Annotated in this window: 16 protein-coding genes and 1 pseudogene; 9 read left to right on the top strand and 8 right to left on the bottom strand. The window is 69.8% G+C overall.

Features of this window, described 5'->3' with window-relative positions; all coding sequences use genetic code 11:
* Window positions 1–7: 7 nt before the first annotated feature.
* The 3 genes from QTI33_RS26820 to QTI33_RS26810 are packed head-to-tail and all read right to left on the bottom strand — an operon-like array spanning window position 8 to window position 4,013.
* Window positions 8–1,171, bottom strand: coding sequence for an ABC transporter permease (locus tag QTI33_RS26820; protein WP_286509416.1), 1,164 nt, complete (start codon window positions 1,169–1,171; stop codon window positions 8–10).
* Entirely contained in the window at window positions 1,168–2,988 is a 1,821-nt protein-coding gene (locus QTI33_RS26815; RefSeq protein WP_286509415.1) for an ATP-binding cassette domain-containing protein, read from the bottom strand. Before QTI33_RS26815 ends, QTI33_RS26820 begins: the two co-directional genes overlap by 4 nt.
* On the bottom strand, window positions 2,988–4,013 hold the full coding sequence (locus QTI33_RS26810) for an HlyD family secretion protein (RefSeq protein WP_286509414.1): 1,026 nt from the start codon (window positions 4,011–4,013) through the stop codon (window positions 2,988–2,990). Before QTI33_RS26810 ends, QTI33_RS26815 begins: the two co-directional genes overlap by 1 nt.
* A gap of 263 nt (window positions 4,014–4,276) precedes the next feature.
* Between QTI33_RS26810 and QTI33_RS26805 the strand changes: the two genes are divergently transcribed.
* Window positions 4,277–4,846 (top strand): hypothetical protein, encoded by a 570-nt coding sequence (locus QTI33_RS26805; protein ID WP_286509413.1) that lies wholly within the window; start codon window positions 4,277–4,279, stop codon window positions 4,844–4,846.
* Here the strand turns inward: QTI33_RS26805 and QTI33_RS26800 are convergent.
* Complete coding sequence (locus QTI33_RS26800; RefSeq protein ID WP_286509412.1) at window positions 4,843–5,544, bottom strand: phosphatase PAP2 family protein; 702 nt, start codon at window positions 5,542–5,544, stop codon at window positions 4,843–4,845. The genes QTI33_RS26805 and QTI33_RS26800 overlap by 4 nt on opposite strands.
* Window positions 5,545–5,680: 136 nt before the next feature.
* Here QTI33_RS26800 and QTI33_RS26795 point away from each other — a divergent pair, with 136 nt between their 5' ends.
* The gene (locus QTI33_RS26795; RefSeq protein ID WP_286509411.1) at window positions 5,681–6,376 is read left to right on the top strand and encodes a carboxypeptidase regulatory-like domain-containing protein; all 696 of its coding nucleotides are present in this window, start codon (window positions 5,681–5,683) and stop codon (window positions 6,374–6,376) included.
* Window positions 6,377–6,391: 15 nt separating this feature from the next.
* Here QTI33_RS26795 and QTI33_RS26790 read toward each other — a convergent pair whose 3' ends face one another.
* From QTI33_RS26790 to QTI33_RS26780, 3 genes are read right to left on the bottom strand one after another with little or no spacing between them, the layout of a single operon-like run.
* Window positions 6,392–6,841 carry a desulfoferrodoxin family protein gene (locus QTI33_RS26790; RefSeq protein WP_286509410.1) on the bottom strand — a complete coding sequence of 150 codons (450 nt, stop codon included), beginning with the start codon at window positions 6,839–6,841 and terminating at the stop codon, window positions 6,392–6,394.
* A 21-nt stretch (window positions 6,842–6,862) separates the two neighbouring features.
* Window positions 6,863–7,237: a response regulator gene (locus QTI33_RS26785; RefSeq protein WP_286509409.1), complete on the bottom strand. Its 375-nt coding sequence runs from the start codon at window positions 7,235–7,237 to the stop codon at window positions 6,863–6,865.
* The gene (locus tag QTI33_RS26780) at window positions 7,234–8,805 is read right to left on the bottom strand and encodes a sensor histidine kinase (protein WP_286509408.1); all 1,572 of its coding nucleotides are present in this window, start codon (window positions 8,803–8,805) and stop codon (window positions 7,234–7,236) included. The genes QTI33_RS26785 and QTI33_RS26780 overlap by 4 nt, the downstream gene beginning before the upstream one ends.
* A 110-nt stretch (window positions 8,806–8,915) precedes the next feature.
* Between QTI33_RS26780 and QTI33_RS26775 the strand changes: the two genes are divergently transcribed.
* On the top strand, window positions 8,916–10,031 hold the full coding sequence (locus QTI33_RS26775; RefSeq protein WP_286509407.1) for an adenylate/guanylate cyclase domain-containing protein: 1,116 nt from the start codon (window positions 8,916–8,918) through the stop codon (window positions 10,029–10,031).
* Here the strand turns inward: QTI33_RS26775 and QTI33_RS26770 are convergent.
* Window positions 10,028–11,638 carry a phospholipase D-like domain-containing protein gene (locus QTI33_RS26770; RefSeq protein ID WP_286509406.1) on the bottom strand — a complete coding sequence of 537 codons (1,611 nt, stop codon included), beginning with the start codon at window positions 11,636–11,638 and terminating at the stop codon, window positions 10,028–10,030. The two genes, QTI33_RS26775 and QTI33_RS26770, sit on opposite strands and share 4 nt — an antisense overlap.
* A gap of 113 nt (window positions 11,639–11,751) precedes the next feature.
* Here QTI33_RS26770 and QTI33_RS26765 point away from each other — a divergent pair, with 113 nt between their 5' ends.
* From QTI33_RS26765 to QTI33_RS26740, 6 genes and pseudogenes are all read left to right on the top strand, one after another.
* Window positions 11,752–12,396, top strand: coding sequence for a Crp/Fnr family transcriptional regulator (locus QTI33_RS26765; protein WP_286509405.1), 645 nt, complete (start codon window positions 11,752–11,754; stop codon window positions 12,394–12,396).
* Window positions 12,397–12,457: 61 nt separating this feature from the next.
* On the top strand, window positions 12,458–12,958 hold the full coding sequence (locus QTI33_RS26760; protein WP_286509404.1) for an arsenate reductase/protein-tyrosine-phosphatase family protein: 501 nt from the start codon (window positions 12,458–12,460) through the stop codon (window positions 12,956–12,958).
* Window positions 12,959–13,106: 148 nt separating this feature from the next.
* Window positions 13,107–13,391 (top strand): hypothetical protein, encoded by a 285-nt coding sequence (locus QTI33_RS26755; RefSeq protein WP_286509403.1) that lies wholly within the window; start codon window positions 13,107–13,109, stop codon window positions 13,389–13,391.
* 275 nt (window positions 13,392–13,666) lie between these two features.
* Window positions 13,667–14,251, top strand: a complete 585-nt coding sequence (locus QTI33_RS26750; protein ID WP_286509402.1) for a TRAP transporter small permease — start codon at window positions 13,667–13,669, stop codon at window positions 14,249–14,251.
* Complete coding sequence (locus tag QTI33_RS26745; RefSeq protein ID WP_286509401.1) at window positions 14,248–15,528, top strand: TRAP transporter large permease; 1,281 nt, start codon at window positions 14,248–14,250, stop codon at window positions 15,526–15,528. Before QTI33_RS26750 ends, QTI33_RS26745 begins: the two co-directional genes overlap by 4 nt.
* Before the next feature lie 34 nt (window positions 15,529–15,562).
* Window positions 15,563–15,808, top strand: a pseudogene (locus QTI33_RS26740) (TRAP transporter substrate-binding protein); the annotation flags it as partial.

Raw genomic sequence — 15,808 nt, 5'->3', positions numbered from 1 at the left:
TCGTCCTTCAGTCCAGCTTCTTGCGCGTGACGAAGCGCGCGACGCCCAGCAGCACCACCGCATACGCGAGCAGGATGGCGCAGTTGCGCAGGATCAGCGGCCACACGTTGCCCGCCAGGAAGAGCGTGCGGATCAGCTCCATGAAGTAGGTCGCCGGCAGCACCTGGCCGACGATGCGGACGGCGGTGGGAACGTTGCGCAAGTCGAACAGGAACCCCGACAGCATCATCGACGGCAGGAAGCTCGAGATCAGCGCCACCTGGCTGGCGAGAAACTGGTTGCGCGTGACGGAGGAGATCACCAGGCCCACGGCCACGGCGACGATCAGGTAGAGCATCGCGCTGATGACGATGACGGCGAGCGAGCCGTACATGGGCACCTCGAACAGGAAGCGCGCCGCCACCAGGCACAGCAGCAGGCCGGCCATGCCGATGCCGAAGTACGGAATGATCTTCGCGAGCAGGATCTCCACCGGCCGCACGGGCGTGACGAACAGCGCCTCCAGCGTGCCGCGTTCCCATTCGCGCGCCATCACCAGCGCGGTGAGGAAGGCGCCGACCAGCGTCATGATCAGCACGATGAGCCCGGGCACCAGGTACCAGGTGCTGTCGTTGGCCGCGTTGAACCACATGCGCTGCTCGATCGTGACCCGGCCGATGCCCGACGGGGTGCCGCCGCCGGCGCGGTCCGCCATTCGCAGGCTGTCCTGGGCCAGGGCGCTGCTCGCGTAGCGCATCACGATCGAGGCCTTGCCCGCATCGGCGCCATGCACGATCAGCTGGATGCGCGCGTCGCCCGCCTCCAGCCGGCGCGAATAGTCGCCCGGCACGCGCACGATGCCGTCGACCTTGCGCTGGTGCATCAGCGCCTCGGCCTCGCGCATCGACGTCAGCATGACCGGCGAGATGTAGGGCGTGAGCTGCAGCCCGGAGACCGCCTGCACCGCGGTGGGCGAGGTGTCTTCGAGCACCACGGCGATGGGCGCGTTCTTGACGTCGAGCGAGAGCCCGTAGCCGAAGATGAGGATCAGCAGGATGGGCAAGAGGATGCCGATCGCCAGGCTGCTGGGGTCGCGCATCAGCTGGCGGGATTCCTTGCGCGTGAGCGCGATCAGCCGCGGCCAGAAGCGGCTGCGCGGCGCGGCCGGCTGCGGCTGGGCGGGCGGGGTCATGCGCTGGCTCCTTGCGGTCCTTGCAGGGGCGCGCCCGGGGCGCGGTCGCGGGCCGCCGGCGCGGCGCGCCGGCCGGCTTCGCGTGCCTGCGTGACGATGTCGATGAAGGCGTCCTCCATGCTGAGCCGGCTGTCCGCCGCGCTGCCGGCCTGCACGCGCACCTCGCGCGGCGTGCCGATGGCGAGCAGCTTGCCGGCGTCCTGGATCACGATGCGGTCGCAGTACTCGGCTTCTTCCATGAAGTGGGTGGTGATGATCACCGTCACGCCGCCGGCGGCCAGCGCCGTGATGCGCCGCCAGAACTCGCGCCGCGCCAGCGGATCGGTGCCGCTGGTGGGTTCGTCCAGGAACAGGATCTCGGGTTCGTGCAGCAGGCCGGTCGCCATCGCCAGGCGCTGCTTGAAGCCGCCGGGCAGCTGGCCGCTGGTGGCGCTCTCCTGGCCGACCAGGTCGAATTGGCGCAGCACGGTCCGGATGCGATCGTCCAGCCGGTCGCCGCGCAGGCCGTAGGCGCCGCCGAAGAACTGCAGGTTCTCGGCCACCGTGAGGTTGCCGTAGAGCGCGAACTTCTGCGAGACGTAGCCGATGCGCGCCCGTGCCTGGGCGCGTGCGGTGCGCAGGTTGACCCCGGCCACCTGCAGGAAGCCGCTGCTGGCCGGCAGCAGGCCGCAGAGCATCCGGAAGGTGGTGGTCTTGCCGGCGCCGTTGGGACCGAGCAGGCCGAATATCTCGCCACGGCGGACGTCGAAGCTGGTGCTCGCCACGGCGGTGAAGTCGCCGAACTTGCGCACCAGCTCCTTCACCTCGATGACGACTTCCTGCGCGGCGGCGGCGGGCTGCATTGCGGGCTGCGGCTGCGCGGCGGCGGCGGCCTGCTGCGCGCGCAGCAGCACCATGAAGCCGTCCTCGAGGCGCGCCGCCACCGGCTGGGCGGGCGCGCCGGCCAGCAGTGCGTCGACCGCGCCGGCCGGCGCATCGGGTCGCCGGATGAAGCGCACTTCGCCGCCTTGCGGCACGGCGTCGATGATCACCGCCGGCGCGTCGAGCAGGCGGGCCTGCAGCGTTCGCGGCGCGGTGCCCGCGGGCGGCGTGGTGACGAAGCACAGGTCCCTCGCGTTGTCGCGGATCTCGCCGGGCGGGCCCTGCGCGATGAGCCTGCCGCCATGCAGCACGAAGACCTGGGCACAGCGCTCGGCCTCGTCGAGGTAGGCGGTGCTGACGATGACCGACAGATGCTCTTCGTCGACCAGCTGCTGCACGATCTCCCAGAGTTCGCGCCGCGACAACGGGTCGACGCCCACCGTCGGCTCGTCCAGCAGCAGCAGCGCCGGCGAGCGCACCAGCGTGCAGGCCAGCCCCAGCTTCTGCTTCATGCCGCCGGAGAGCTTGCCGGCGGGGCGGGCGGTGAAGCGCCCGAGATCGGTCATCGCCATCAGCCGGGCGTAGCGCTCCTGCCGGGCGGCGCGGCCGACGCCGTGCAGGTCGGCGTAGAGATCGAGGTTCTCCTGCACGCTGAGGTCTTCGTAGAGGCCGAAGCGCTGCGGCATGTAGCTGATGCGGTCCTGCACCGCCTGCGGGTCCTGCGCGACGTCGATGCCGAGCACCTGCAGCGCACCTTCGTCGGCCCGCATCAGGCCGGCGGCCAGGCGCAGCAGGGTGGTCTTGCCCGCGCCGTCCGGGCCGACCAGCGCGGTGAGGCTTCCGGCGGGCACCTCCAGCGACACGTCGTCGAGCGCGCGCACCGGGGCCGCCACGCCCTTGATCCGGAAGCGCTTGTGCAGGCCCCGGCCCGCCAGCGCCGGCCCGGCGCCGGCCATCAGGGCCTGCTCCCCGCGTTCGCCGGACCGGCGTCCAGCGCGAGCCGCACCGTCACGGGCATGCCGAGCCGCAGCCGGTCGCCGGGGTCGTCGGCCAGCACCCGGATCTCGTAGACCAGGCTGCTGCGCAGCTCTTCGGTCTGCACGGTCTTGGGCGTGAACTCGGCCACCGACGAGATGTAGCCGACCTTGCCGGCCAGCGGCTCGCGGGGGTGGCTGTCGGTCGCCAGCGTGGCGGCCATGCCGGGCCGGACGCGGCCCAGGTCGGCTTCGGTGACATAGGCCCGGACCCACTTGGGATCGGTGATCGCGAGCGTGAAGACCGGGCGCTGCGGCGAGGCCATGTCGCCGGGCTCCATGAGGCGCGCGCGCACCACCGCGTCGATCGGCGCCACCAGCCGTGCTTCCTGCAGCTGGTGCCTGAGCACCGCCAGGGCGGCGCTGGCGACATCGAGCTGCGCCTGGGCCTGCGCGATGTCTTCCTTGCGCGGCCCGGTCACCACGAGCTGCTGCGCCTTGCGCGCGTTCTCCAGCTGCGCGTCGGCGACCTTGCGGCGCGCCTGCGCGGCGTCCAGGTCCTGCTGGCTCACGGCGCGGCCGGCGGTGGTCTGGCGGATGCCCTGCATCCGCTCGAGCTGCTGGCGGGCCAGTTCGGCGTCGGCCTGCGCTGCCGCGACCTGGGCGCGCGACTGCGCCACCTCCTCGGGACGGCTGCCGGCCTTGAGCCGCTGCAGCACCTGGGCCTGGCTGGCGATCTGGGCCTCGGCCTGGGCCGCCTGCAGCTGCAGGGTGCGGGTGTCGAGCTCGCCCAGAACCTGCCCGGCCGTCACGCGGTCGCCTTCCTGGACCGCGAGCCTGGCGATGCGCTCGCTGCCGTTGAAGGCCAGCGACACCTGGCGCAGGTCGACATTGCCGTAGAGCACGAGCTGGTGCGCATCGGCGGGCTGGCGGCTGAAGTACCAGGCGGCAAGCGCGCCTGCAGCGAGAAGGGCGACGGCACCGGCAAGGAGGGGTTTCTTGTTCATGGGCTGCTCTCGGGTGAGTGGCCGGATGATATCAAATTCAAATTCAAATTCAAACTAATATCGAAGGTGGCCGGCGCGCTGGCCGGCGGCCGGGCTGGCGCAGGGTGGATTGCTGCCAAATTGCGTGAACTATGTCAAGTTGAGTCGCGTTAACTTCCCGGGCCCGCCGGATTGGCGGCCGGACTTCTCTTAAAGTCCAGCGAAAGGCAACACGTTCGGAACAAGGCCGGGGAATCAGCCCCGCGCGCCCGGCGAAGCCCTTCATGACGTTCAAGAAACTCCGGATCACCGGGCCCGGGGCCGTGCCCTACCAGCTCGGTCAGCCCATGCATGTGTACGACGCCAACGTTCTCCTGGGAACGCTGGATCCCGTGCCGGTGGGCAATGCCGGCACGGAAATCCACATCGAGCATTTCCAGCCGACCCGGGTCGTGCGCGACGAGCAGCGGCATGTCGGGCGGCTGGTGTTCCTCGAGATCTGCGCCTTCATCTCCGAGCAGTTCCACCAGGTGCAGGCGATCAGCTTCGCGTTCACGCGCGACGTGAGCATCCTCGGCGGCGGCATCCAGCAGGCGGCCGCACGCATGGAGACCATGGACCGCATCGGCGCCATCAACGTCCAGATCCGGCCCAAGGCCGATGCGCTGCCGGGCCAGTTCGTCGTCACCGGCATCTGGGCCTACAGCGAATCCAGCATGGCAGCGTTGCGCGTGGTGCTCGAAGAGCAGCGCGCCCTCTATCGCGATCGGCCGATCGCCGTCGGCGTGGCGGACAAGCCGGGTGTGCGAGCGGCACTGCGGCGCTTGATCTCGCGGCGGGCGCGTCCGCGCTAGCGCGCGCGCAGCAGGCGGAACGCCACCATCGACCAGCCGAGCGCCCAGGCCGCGCCGAGCGCCCAGCCGCCGAGCACGTCGCTGGCCCAGTGCACGCCCAATGCGATCCGGCTGAGGCCGACCAGCACGGCCGCGGCGGCGGCCACGGCCAGGATGTACAGCCGCTCCGACAGCCGGGTCCGGGTGCTGGCCGAGATCACGCCGAGGGTCAGGAAGACCGCGGCCGACATGCTGGCGTGGCCGCTCGGGAAACTCAGTCCGGAGGCGGTGAAATCGGCCAGGGCGGCATCCGGGCGCATGCGGCCGAAGGCCGGCTTCAGCAGGCTGATCAGCGCCGCGCCGCTGAGCGCGGCAGCCACCACCACCAGCGCGTGCACGCGGGCCGAGACCAGCAGCAGGTAGCCCGCCGTCGCGGCGGTGAAGAAGCTCAGCACGGTGGTGCTGCCGAGCCCGCTCAGGTCGCGCATGACATGGGCGAACACCGGGTGCGCATCCCGCAACAGCTTGGCCTCGCGCAGCAGGGTGGTGTCGATGCCGTGGGTGTCGCCTTCGATCACCTCGCTGGCCACCCGCACGAAGGCCAGCAGCAAAAGCACAACCGCAAGCCCGCCCGCCAGGTATTTCCAGAGCGACCGGAGCCTGCCGAGCCGGCCGGAGGACAGATGTTCCCATCGGGTGCGCAGGGCGGAGCGTCGCATCGGCAGCATCTTGACATGACATCCGTCCGGCGCCGTCCTACGCCGAATGACCTCGGCGTGGCCTCCACTTCGGCGTATTGACGCCTCGCCCAGGCCGGCAATACTCGGTGCCAGGCGACCCCAAGGGGGACTTCCGTTGAATCCAGCCCGCATCCTCACGCTTCTGGCGCTGCTGCCCCTGGGCTGCGGCCTGGCTGGCCACGGGCTGGCCGGCGAGCTGCGGGGCCGGGTGGTGTTCGCGGGCCCGCCGCCGGCGCCGGTCAAGGTGCCGGTCACGATCGACCAGTACCTGTGCGGCAACGAGAAGCCCGCCGACGACCTTCAGCTGTCCGCGGCGAGGGAGATCCGCAATGCGGTGGTCTGGATCGAGACGCCGCCGCCCGGCGCGCCGCTGCCGCCTCGCACCGAGAAGGTGGAACTCGACCAGAAGGGCTGCACCTTCGTGCCGCGGATCGTGATCGTGCCGGTCGGCGGCACGGTGGATTTCCTCAACAGCGACCGCCTGCTGCACAACATCCACGCGACGCCGAAGCGCAACGTGTCGTTCAACCGGACGCAGCCCATGGGGCGGACGATCCCGATCACCTTCGCGGAGCCCGAGATCGTGCGCATCAACTGCGACCTGCATGCCTGGATGGTGGCCTGGGTGGTGGTGGCGGCGCACCCCTACTATGCGGTCACGGGCGCTGACGGCCGCTTCGCCTTCGACAAGCTGCCGCCGGGGCCCTACAAGCTGCAGGTCTGGCACGAGCGCCTGGGCATGGTGCCGGTCAGCGTGACCGTCGGCGAGCAGCAGCCGGCGCAGATCACGGTCGAGATGAAGCCGCGGTGAGCGGCAGCCGCGCGCTCAGGGCAGCACGCTGATCTTCTTCGACGCCTCCCAGGCCGCCGAATGGGTGGGCTCGGCCACCGCGCGCAGCGAGCCGCCCTCGTCGAGCGCCACCGTGAAGGTCACGGTCGGTGCCGAATACACCGGGTGCAGGTAGGCGCGCGCGATCTCCACCGAGTCCTTGTAGAGCGCGATGTAGCGCACGAAGTGCTCCTGCAGCGAGGGGTGCATCGAACCCACGCCGACGCTCACCGTCACGTTGAACCAGGCCCCGCGCCGGACGCTGTCGGGTGCGATGATCTTCGGCGTGTGCTTGGGGTCGCTGCTGGTGTGGATCTGCCGGAACTCGGGCGTGAACTGCTGCGCCTGGTCTTCCTCGGCCCGTGCCGGCGCGAAGGCGGCGAGCAGCCCCAGCAGCAGCAGCAGCGCGTGGCCGCCGCCGGTGGCGGTGCGGATGGTCTTCGTCATGCGACCCCCTTGGCGTCGGCCTCAGAGGCCCGGCAGGAACTGCTTCACCATGGCGAGCAGCTCGCTCGGGCTGTAGGGTTTGGCGAGATAGCTCGCGGCGCCCGCCTGCATCGCCTTCTCGCGGTCGCCGCTGAGCGCGTACGAGGTGATGACGATGATCGGGATATGGCGCGTCGGCGCCTCGGTGGTCAGCAGCCGGGTCGCGTCGAGCCCCGACATCTTCGGCAGTTGCACATCCATCAGGATCAGGTCGGGCAACTCCTGCCGCGCCAGGGCGACGCCGGTCTCGCCGTCGCCCGCCTCGATCAGGCGGCAGGGCGATCGGCTGAGCAGCTGCCGCACGATCTTGCGGTTGTATTCGTTGTCCTCGACGTAGAGGATCTTGCGCTCGCTCATGGGCTGCCTTCCCCCGCGCGCAACGGCACGGAAAACATGAACCGCGAGCCCTTGCCCAGCTCGCTCTCGACCCAGATGCGGCCGCCCAGCCGCTCGACGAACTTCTTCGAGATGCTGAGCCCCAGGCCGGTGCCGCCGAACTCCCGCGTGATGGTGGTGTCGACCTGGCGGAACTCGGTGAAGATGTTGTCCAGCTCCTGGGCCGCGATGCCGATGCCGGTGTCGGCCACGCAATACACCAGCTGGTCGCCGACCCGCTCGACGGCGATGTCGACGCTGCCCTGGCGCGTGAACTTCAGCGCGTTGCCCGCCAGGTTGGTCAGGCACTGGGTGAGCCGGCCGCTGTCGCCGCGCGCCACCGGCAGGTCGTCCGGCACATGGGCGGTGAACGCCAGGCCCTTCTCGGCCGCGATCGAGCGCAGCGAGCTGCGCACCGTGTTCACCACGTCGCCGACCGAGTAGTCCTCGAGCGCGACTTCCATCCGGCCGGCCTCGATCTTCGACAGGTCGAGGACGTCGTTGATGAGCCGCAGCAGGTTGCGTCCGTTGACCTGGATGTCGGTCAGCGGCTCCTTCAGCGCGTGCGGCACCTCGCCGTAGATGCCGTCGATCATCATCTCGCTGAAGCCGAGGATCGCGTTCATGGGGGTGCGCAGCTCGTGGCTCATGTTGGCCAGGAACTCGCTCTTGGCCTGGCTGGCGCGCGACAGCTGCTCGTTGAGGTCCACGAGCTTGGCGGCGGCCTGCCGCTGGGAGTCGTCGAGGCGATGCAATTGCTGGCTCATGTGGTTCATCCGGTCGGCGAGCGTTCCGAATTCGTCACGGTTGGGGACCGAGATTTTGCGCCCGAAGTTGCCCGCCGCGACATCGTCCAGATAGCCATGGGCCGCGCGCACCGGCAGGATGAACGACCAGGAGATCACGAAGCCGCAGAGCCAGGCCAGCAGCACGGCGCTGACCGCGAACACGCAGGTCAGGACCAGCGAGCGGCGATTGGCGGCGTCGACGCTGTCGCGCAGGCGCGCCATCCGGTTCTGCTCCGCCTCCACCAGCTGGCCCATGCGCTGCGCGATCTGGGCGTCGAGGCGCTCCTCGCGCTGCAGCAGCTCGCCCGTGATGTCCGCCAGCTTGCCGTCGCGGATGGCATTGGCGATGTCGGCCACCACGCCCATGGCGTCGTCCTGCGACGCGCGGATCTGGTCGATCAGCCCTTTCTGGCCCGCGGTCGCGGCGGTGTCGAGCTTGGCCAGGGTCTCGTTGAAGCGGTTGTTCTCGCGCAGGATCCGCTCGATCGCGGCCTCGTCCTTCGACAGCAGCGCCAGCGCCGTGAAGTGCATCTGCCGGCCCAGCGCGTACTGGCTCTGTTGCGACCAGCTGACCCGCTCGTGGGCCTGGTCGAGCAGCCGGCTCTGGGCGGTGGTGTTCAGGTGCAGCAGCAGGCTGGCGACCGCCATCGCGATGAACAGCAGCGTGATGATCAGGAAGGCGACCAGCAGCTTGGTATGGACCGAGGCGCGGGCGTGGGCGACCCGCAGCACCAGCCAGGCAAATGGTGACCGCTTGAGCACGCGCGTAACAAGCTGTTCAAGTTTGATGGCCAGGCCTCCACCGCGCAGGGCGCACCGCCTTGTGGTTCGGGTGCGAAGCCGCTACAGTTTTTGCTCAGGGAGAACCGACGGTGAGAACCCCCCCACGCATCCTCATCGTCGACGACAACGCGACCAACGTCAAGATTCTGCAGGCCCGCCTCGGCAGCGAGGGCTACGAGGTGGTCTCGGCCGCCGACGGCGAAGAAGGCCTGGCCGCCGCCCGCACGCTGGCGCCGGACCTGATCCTGCTCGACCTGATGATGCCCAAGGTCGATGGCATCGAGGTCTGCAAGCGGCTGCGCGCCGATCCCGGCTTTCCCTTCACGCCGATCATCATCGTCACCGCCATGACCGACCTGAAGGACGTGGTGGCGGGGCTCGAGGCCGGCGGCGACGAGTACCTCACCAAGCCGGTGGATCACGCCGCCCTGGCGGCGCGGGTGCGCTCGATGCTGCGCATCAAGGGCCTGCACGACGAGGTCGAGGGGCTGGTGGCGCAGATGAAGGGCTGGAACGCCACGCTCGAGCACCGGGTGGCGACCCAGGTCGCCGAGCTCGAGCGGGTGGGGCGGCTGCGGCGCTTCTTCTCGCCGCAGCTGGCCGAGGCGATCGTCAGCGGCGGCGCCGAGGACCCGCTGCTGAGCCACCGGCGCGAGATCACGGTGGTGTTCCTCGACCTGCGCGGCTTCACCGCCTTCGCCGAGATCGCGGAGCCCGAGGAGGTGATGGGCGTGCTGCGCCAGTACCATGCGGCCGCCGGCGAACTGATCCTCGCGCACGAGGGCACGCTCGAGCACTTCACCGGCGACGGCATGATGATCTTCTTCAACGACCCGGTGCCGGTCCCCGACGCCGCCGAGCGCGCGGTCCGGATGTCGCTCGCGATGCGCGAGCGCATCGGCTCGCTGGCCGATGCCTGGCTGCGGCGCGGCTATTCGCTCGGCCTGGGGATCGGCATCGCCCAGGGCTTCGCGACGCTGGGCGCGATCGGTTTCGAGGGGCGCTGGGACTACGGCGCGATCGGCACCGTGACCAACCTGGCGGCGCGGCTGTGCGGCGAAGCGGCGAGCCGCCAGATCCTGATCTCGCGCAAGGTGCATGCGCAGCTCGAGCCGATCCTCGAGGTCGACCCGGTGCCGGCGCTGAACCTGAAGGGCTTCCAGCGCCCGGTCGACGCTTTCAGCGTGCGGGGCATCAAGCCCTAGAGCAATTCTTCGTCGACCAGCATCGAGAGCAGCGACAGCCGCATCCGGTTGCCCCAGGTAAGGTTCGGTTCGACGCGGTGCACGACTTCCTGCGCACCGGCCTGCGACACCCATTGCAGCCGGCTGCCTGGCCCCGGGCTGCGCACCTGGTAGCTCTGCGGCAGGCGGTCGCGCTGCAGCAGGCTGGCGACCTGGCCGGCCAGCTCGGGGCTGTCGATGACCAGCCCCATCTCGGTGTTGCAATGGGCCGATCGGCGGTCCATGTTCATCGAGCCGATCGAGAGCCATTGGCCGTCGACCACCGCGAGCTTGGCGTGCAGGCGGCCCAGCGAGCCCCGCGGGCCCTCGGCCACCTCGTGCGCGTCGTCGTCGTCGGGCATCAGCTCGTACAGCGCGACGCCCATGTCGAGCAGCGCGGTGCGGTAGCGGGCGTAGCCGAAGTGCACCAGCGGCTCGTCGGTGGTCGCCAGCGAGTTGGTGATGACCGAGACCCGGACCTGCTCGCCGGTGGCGCGCTGCAGCACGTCCAGGGTGCGGCGGCCGGGCACGAAGTAGGGCGACGCGATCAGGACGTCGGCGTGCGCGGCCTGCATCAGCGCGAGCTGGCCCTCCATCACCGGGCCGTCGGTCTGCGCGGCGGCGTCAGCGTCGATCTTCCCGGGTGGGTCGGCCAGCACGCGCACGGCGGCCAGGTGCAGGACGACGTGGCCGGCGGCCAGCTGGGCGCCGACGCTGCCCTGGTCCAGCGGGTCGCGCGCCGTGACCGGGCGCCCGCTCGCGCCGGCCGGGCGCACGTGGGCGTCGAAGTTCCGCCGGCCGGCCTCCGGCGTGGCGGTCTGCGCCGCCAGCGCTTCGATCGGATAGGCGTGCCGGCTGTTCCAGTAGTCGTCGAACACCGCCGCCAGCTCGCGCACCACCGGGCCCGCCGAGAGCACGTCCATGTCGATGAAGTTGACCGGCCCGCTGCGGCCGAAGTAGTCGTCGCCGATGTTGCGCCCGCCGCTGATCGCGAAGCTGCCGTCGGCAATGAACAGCTTGTTGTGCATGCGCCGGTTGATGCGCGTGAACTCGTGGGCGGAGAACAGCACCCGGCCGGCGACGCTGCCTTCGCGCACCGGCAAGGGATTGAACAGGCGCAGCTCGACGTTCGGCCGCGCCGCGAAGCCGGCCAGCAGGGCGTCCTGGCCGGCCGCCTGCAGGTCGTCGACCAGCACCCGGACCCGCACGCCGCGGCCCGCGGCCTCGCACAGGGCGGCCAGGAACTCGCGCCCGGAGGCGTCGTCGGCGATCTGGTAGTACTGGACGTCGATCGACCGCTCGGCGGCGCGGGCCAGCGCGATGCGGGCCTCGAAAGCCTGGTCCCCGGACGGCAGCAGGCGCAGGCCGGAGCGCCGGCCGGCGTCGGCCGGCACCGCCTCGGCGGCCAGCGCCGCCAGCCGGGTGTGGTCGACGTCGGTGCGCGCCACCGACACCGGCCGCGCGACATCGGCGGGCAGGCTGGCGCAGCCCGTCAGCATCGCGCACCACCCCAGCAGGGCCAGCACCAGGGCGGCGATGCCCATGGCACGCACCCGGCGTGGCGAAAGATGCTTGATCGAGGCGGTCATGGGGGCTTAATCTAGGCAGGGGCGCCCGTTTCGGCGAGTGCGCAGTGCGCAGCACCGGTGTGACAAAAGTCACACCCAGGCCGGGGCCCGGGCCCGAGCCATGGAGGTGGGTGATGGGTTCACTGGACGAGGACGCCGGCGAACGGCTGCCGCAGACCCTGCTCGACGCCATCGCGCCGTACGGCGTCGTCCGTTCCTTTCCGGCCCAGGCGATCCTGATCAACGAAGGCGACGCCACCGATTCGCTCTACATCGTGCTGAGCGGACGGGTGAAGGTCTATGCCAGCTCGGAGGACGGCCGCGAGCTGGTGCTGAGCGAGTACGGGCCGGGCAGCTACTTCGGCGAACTGTCGCTCGATGGCGAGCGGCGCTCGGCTTCCATCAAGGCGATCGAGGCCTGCAGCTGCCGGGTCGTCCAGGGCGCGGAGCTGCGCCGCTTCCTCGAGGCCCACGCCGAATTCGCCATGCACCTCAACCGCAAGCTGATCCGCATGGTGCGGCGCCTGACCGAGCAGCTGAGCAGCATCGCGCTGCAGGACGTCTACGGGCGCGTGGTGCGGGTCCTGAACGAGCTGTCGGAGCCGGTCGGCGAGGAGCGCGTGCTGCGCCACAAGCTGACCCAGCAGGACATCGCCGACCGCATCGGCTGCTCGCGCGAGATGGTCAACCGGGTGATGAAGGAGCTGACGGCCGGCGGCTACGTGGTGCAGCGCGACGGCCGGCTGGCGATCCTGCGCAAGCTGCCGCTGGCGTGGTGAGGTTGCGCGTGAGCGGTCTCGCGGGGCGCATCGGCCCGCATATCGCTGTATTCTCTTTCACATGCAGAAACGAACAGGGGTGGTCTTCGTCTCGCGCAGGAATACGCTGCGAAGCATCCTGGCCGAGGCCTGCCTCCTGCACCTGGACCGGGAGCGGCGCTTCGCGGCCTATTCCTGCGGCCAGCCCGGGCAGGTCGGCCGCATGGTGCATCCGGCCGCTGCCAGTGCGCTCGCCAGTGCCGCGATCGCGCTGCCGCCGTCGCCGCCGCGCAGCTGGGACGATCTGGTGCGCCTGAGCTCGCTCAGGCCGGATTTTGTGATCACGCTGGAGCCGTCGGTGGAAGGCCTGGAGCCGCGCTGGCCCGGCCAGCCCGCCACGGCCGAATGGGCCTACCCGGACATCGCCGCGGCCGAAGCCGATGCCCGGGACACGGCCCATTCGGCGATCCTGATGCTCTACTCGCTGCGGCGGCGCCTCGAACTGCTGGTCAGCCTGCCGATGGCCGGGACGGACAGGTCGGCGCTGCACGCCGACGTCAGGGACCTGGCCCACCTGCGCTGACGCCGAACCGGCCGAGTCTACCGACCGGCAGCGTTTGCGCCATCGCCCGGGCAGCCTACCTCTCCCGTGGGATCCGTCCTGCAGGCGCGGGGCCGGTGATTGGAGTACAAAGCAGCGAGCTGCCACGGCTTCGATGAAGGAGGATCCGATGTTTGGTTTCTTTCAGGCCGGTCGAAACGGTCACCTGCGGCGCGTCATGACCTTGCTCGAAGAAGCGCACATGGCTCGCATCGAGCACCAGGCCGCGGCCGAGCATCATGGCGCCTTGGCGCGGATGTACGCGGAGCGCGCCAAGCGGCTCGAACGCGAGGTCTACGGTCCCGGTTCGGCCTCGGCCGAAGGCGGGGCCGCCCACAAGTCGGCCGACGACAAGCAGGTCGTCTACGCGCTCGACGCCAGCCGCCGCCTCGACGGGCAGTCGAAGTCGTCGTAAGGATTGCCGCCGCTCGGCCGGTGGCGATGTCCTGCCATCCGCCGCTGCGCGCCGAGGCGAACATCGCCTCGATGGTCCGGAGCGTGCCCAGTGCGTCGTGGCTGTCGTAGATGGGGCGGCGTTCGATGATCGATCGCAGGCGTGCGTTCGCCGATCATTTCCAGGGTTAGCACCGTGATGCGTGAAGCGCCGAGTCCGAATGGAATAGGGGCCCCGGCGGCCGTGCCCGCGAAAGCGTGCGCCGTGGCTCGAGGTTCACACAAGAGATCAAAGACATGAATCGATGGATCGACCGATGCTGCAAGGGCATCGAAGCCGTGATCGCGCTGTTCCTGGCGCTGATGGTGGTGCTGGTGTTCGGCAACGTGGTGCTGCGCTACGGCTTCAACTCCGGCATCACGGTGTCGGAGGAGGTCTCGCGCTGGCTGTTCATCTGGGTCACCTTCCTGGGTGCGGTGGTGGCGCTCAAGGAGCATGGCCACCTGGGCGTCGACATGGTGGTGTCCAAGCTGCCGCCCGCGGGCAAGAAGGTCTGCCTCGCGCTCGGGCACCTGGTGATGCTCTACATCGTCTGGCTGCTGTTCCAGGGCAGCCTGGCGCAGGCCCGGATCAACTGGGACGTCACGGCGCCGGTCACCGGCGCCTCGATGGCGATCGTGTATGCGTCGGGCATCGTGTTCTCGGTGCTGGCCGGATTCATCCTGGCGCTGGACCTCTACCGGCTGCTCACGGGCCAGCTGGCCGACGAGGAACTGGTGATGGTCCAGGAGTCGGAAGAGGCCGTGGCGCTGCAGCAGATCCTGGGCAATCCGCCCGACATCGCAGCCTCGCCGGCCGCCGCCCACGGGAGCAAGCCATGACCATCCTCGTTTTCGTCGGCGCGCTGCTGCTGGCCATGGCGATGGGCATTCCCATCGCGTTCTCGCTGCTGGCCAGCGGGGTGGCGCTGATGTGGCACCTGGACCTGTTCGATGCCCAGATCCTGGCCCAGAACGTGATCGGCGGGGCCGACAGCTTCCCGCTGCTGGCGGTGCCCTTCTTCATGCTGGCCGGCGAGATCATGAACGTCGGCGGGCTGTCCAAGCGGATCGTCGATTTCGCGCTGGCGCTGGTCGGTCACGTGAAGGGCGGCCTGGGCTACGTGACGATCCTGGCGGGCTGCCTGCTGTCGGCGCTGTCGGGCTCGGCGGTGGCCGACGCGGCGGCGCTGACCGCCTTGCTGCTGCCGATGATGGTCAAGGCCGGCCACGACAAGGCGCGCGCCGGCGGCCTGATCGCGGCCACCGGAGTGATCGGGCCGGTGATTCCGCCGAGCATCGGGCTGGTGATCTTCGGGGTGGCGGCCAACGTCTCGATCTCCAAGCTGTTCCTCGCGGCCATCGTGCCGGGCATCCTGATCGGCGCGGCGCTGTGGCTGACCTGGGCCTGGCTGGTGCGCAAGGAGAAGATCGTGCCGCCGCCGCGCAAGTCGGGGGCCGAGATCTTCACGGCGTTCCGCAAGGCGCTGTGGGCGCTGATGCTGCCGCTGATCATCCTGGTGGGCCTGCGCATGGGCGTCTTCACGCCGACCGAGGCGGCGGTGGTGGCGGCGGCCTATGCGCTGTTCGTCTCGATCGTGATCTACCGCGAGCTCAGCTGGGGCGACCTGTACGGCATCTTCGTGGGCGCAGCCAAGACCAGCGCCATCGTGATGTTCCTGATCGCCGCGGCGATGGTCAGCGCCTGGCTCATCACGGTGGCCGACCTGCCCTCGAAGGTGGTGGGCCTGCTGCAGCCGTTCATGGGCAACCAGACCCTCCTGATGATCGCGATCATGGTGCTGGTGATGATCGTGGGCACGGCGATGGACATGACGCCCACCATCCTGATCCTGACGCCGGTGCTGATGCCGATCGTGAAGGCGGCGGGGATCGACCCGGTGTACTTCGGGGTGCTGTTCATCATCAACAACTCGATCGGGCTGGTGACGCCGCCGGTGGGCACGGTGCTCAACGTGGTCGCCGGCGTGGGCAAGATCTCGATGGACGACGTGACCAAGGGCGTGGTGCCCTTCATGATCGCGGAGTTCGTGATCATGTTCCTCATGGTCCTGTTCCCGTGGCTGGTGACCTGGCCGGCCAAGCTCTTCCACGGCTGAACTTCACAGAACACAAAACCCAAGGAGACTCTTCATGAAGCACATCGCACGCAACACCCTGGTGGCCCTGTCGGCGGTGCTGGCCCTGGCCGGCGCGCAGGCGCAGGTCAAGGAGCGCACGCTCAAGTTCGCGTTCCAGAACCAGACCGGCCACCCGCAGGCGCAGGGAGCGCAGAAGTTCGCCGACCTGGTGGCGCAGAAGTCGGGCAACAAGATCACGGTCAAGCTGTTCGCCGGCGGCGCGCTCGGCGGCGACCTGCAGACGGTGTCGGCGCTGCAG

The sequence above is a fragment of the Variovorax davisae genome (genome assembly GCF_030316845.1).
In the GTDB taxonomy this organism is placed as follows: domain Bacteria; phylum Pseudomonadota; class Gammaproteobacteria; order Burkholderiales; family Burkholderiaceae_C; genus Variovorax; species Variovorax davisae.
The sequence above is the reverse complement of the archived record's forward strand: the minus strand, read 5'-3'. Positions and strand labels throughout refer to the sequence as shown.

Bases quoted from the DNA above. Each gene is read 5' to 3' on its own strand.
- QTI33_RS26790 (WP_286509410.1), bottom strand. From the start codon at position 6,841: ATGACGAAGACCATCCGCACCGCCACCGGCGGCGGCCACGCGCTGCTG.
- QTI33_RS26815 (WP_286509415.1), bottom strand. From the start codon at position 2,988: ATGGCCGGCGCCGGGCCGGCGCTGGCGGGCCGGGGCCTGCACAAGCGC.
- QTI33_RS26805 (WP_286509413.1), top strand. From the start codon at position 4,277: ATGACGTTCAAGAAACTCCGGATCACCGGGCCCGGGGCCGTGCCCTAC.
- QTI33_RS26810 (WP_286509414.1), bottom strand. From the start codon at position 4,013: ATGAACAAGAAACCCCTCCTTGCCGGTGCCGTCGCCCTTCTCGCTGCA.
- QTI33_RS26755 (WP_286509403.1), top strand. From the start codon at position 13,107: ATGTTTGGTTTCTTTCAGGCCGGTCGAAACGGTCACCTGCGGCGCGTC.
- QTI33_RS26745 (WP_286509401.1), top strand. From the start codon at position 14,248: ATGACCATCCTCGTTTTCGTCGGCGCGCTGCTGCTGGCCATGGCGATG.
- QTI33_RS26820 (WP_286509416.1), bottom strand. From the start codon at position 1,171: ATGACCCCGCCCGCCCAGCCGCAGCCGGCCGCGCCGCGCAGCCGCTTC.
- QTI33_RS26765 (WP_286509405.1), top strand. From the start codon at position 11,752: ATGGGTTCACTGGACGAGGACGCCGGCGAACGGCTGCCGCAGACCCTG.
- QTI33_RS26750 (WP_286509402.1), top strand. From the start codon at position 13,667: ATGAATCGATGGATCGACCGATGCTGCAAGGGCATCGAAGCCGTGATC.
- QTI33_RS26760 (WP_286509404.1), top strand. From the start codon at position 12,458: ATGCAGAAACGAACAGGGGTGGTCTTCGTCTCGCGCAGGAATACGCTG.
- QTI33_RS26800 (WP_286509412.1), bottom strand. From the start codon at position 5,544: ATGCGACGCTCCGCCCTGCGCACCCGATGGGAACATCTGTCCTCCGGC.
- QTI33_RS26785 (WP_286509409.1), bottom strand. From the start codon at position 7,237: ATGAGCGAGCGCAAGATCCTCTACGTCGAGGACAACGAATACAACCGC.
- QTI33_RS26770 (WP_286509406.1), bottom strand. From the start codon at position 11,638: ATGACCGCCTCGATCAAGCATCTTTCGCCACGCCGGGTGCGTGCCATG.